A 1,123-nucleotide genomic window follows, 5' to 3' on the forward strand; every position below is an offset into this window, starting at 1 on the left:
TCTATACCCTGCAACTTAACGCCCAGTTAAGACTCGGTTTCCCTTCGGCTCCCCTATACGGTTAACCTTGCTACAGAATATAAGTCGCTGACCCATTATACAAAAGGTACGCAGTCACACCACGAAGGTGCTCCCACTGCTTGTACGTACACGGTTTCAGGTTCTTTTTCACTCCCCTCGCCGGGGTTCTTTTCGCCTTTCCCTCACGGTACTGGTTCACTATCGGTCAGTCAGGAGTATTTAGCCTTGGAGGATGGTCCCCCCATATTCAGACAGGATACCACGTGTCCCGCCCTACTCTTCGAGTTCACAACCTGTGTGCTTTCGTGTACGGGACTGTCACCCTGTACCGTGCGACNTTCGCTCGCCGCTACTGGGGGAATCTCGGTTGATTTCTTTTCCTCGGGGTACTTAGATGTTTCAGTTCCCCCGGTTCGCCTCGTTAACCTATGTATTCAGTTAACGATAGTGCAACGAATTGCACTGGGTTTCCCCATTCGGACATCGCCGGGTCAAAGGTTCATATCACCTCGCCGGCGCTTTTCGCAGATTAGCACGTCCTTCATCGCCTCTGACTGCCAGGGCATCCACCGTGTACGCTTAGTCGCTTAACCTCACAACCCGAAGATGTTTCACTTCTGATTGCGAAAATTTGAGAGACTCGAACACACCATTAAAGATGTGTCGTTTCAATTTTCAGCTTGATCCAGATTTTTAAAGAGCAAAACTTCGCAGTGCACCTTTTCAGGTTCACTCTGAAGTTTTCTTGTGTTCGCAGTAAAAGATGGTGGAGCTATGCGGGATCGAACCGCAGACCTCCTGCGTGCAAAGCAGGCGCTCTCCCAGCTGAGCTATAGCCCCATCGTTTGCAATCTCTGTACCGCTCATCCTTTAAAAGGAGTTTGGTAGGCCTGAGTGGACTTGAACCACCGACCTCACCCTTATCAGGGGTGCGCTCTAACCACCTGAGCTACAAGCCTGCAGAGATTTTTACTGCTGTTTTTCATCAGACAATCTGTGTGAGCACTACAAAGGCAGGTTCTTTAAGGTAAGGAGGTGATCCAACCGCAGGTTCCCCTACGGTTACCTTGTTACGACTTCACCCCAGTCATGAATCACAAAG

2 tRNA genes and 2 rRNA genes are annotated in these 1,123 nt (G+C 50.0%); all 4 read right to left on the bottom strand.

Features of this window, described 5'->3' with window-relative positions:
- Positions 1-614: ribosomal RNA gene (locus SPH27_RS23000) — 23S ribosomal RNA — on the bottom strand; the annotation flags it as partial.
- A gap of 171 nt (positions 615-785) precedes the next feature.
- Positions 786-861: transfer RNA gene (locus SPH27_RS23005), tRNA-Ala, on the bottom strand.
- Between the two features lie 42 nt (positions 862-903).
- Positions 904-980 (bottom strand) — tRNA-Ile (locus SPH27_RS23010).
- 69 nt (positions 981-1,049) lie between these two features.
- Positions 1,050-1,123 (bottom strand): 16S ribosomal RNA (locus SPH27_RS23015); the annotation flags it as partial.

The sequence above is a fragment of the Enterobacter sp. A103 genome, from assembly GCF_034427535.1.
GTDB lineage: Bacteria > Pseudomonadota > Gammaproteobacteria > Enterobacterales > Enterobacteriaceae > Enterobacter > Enterobacter asburiae_B.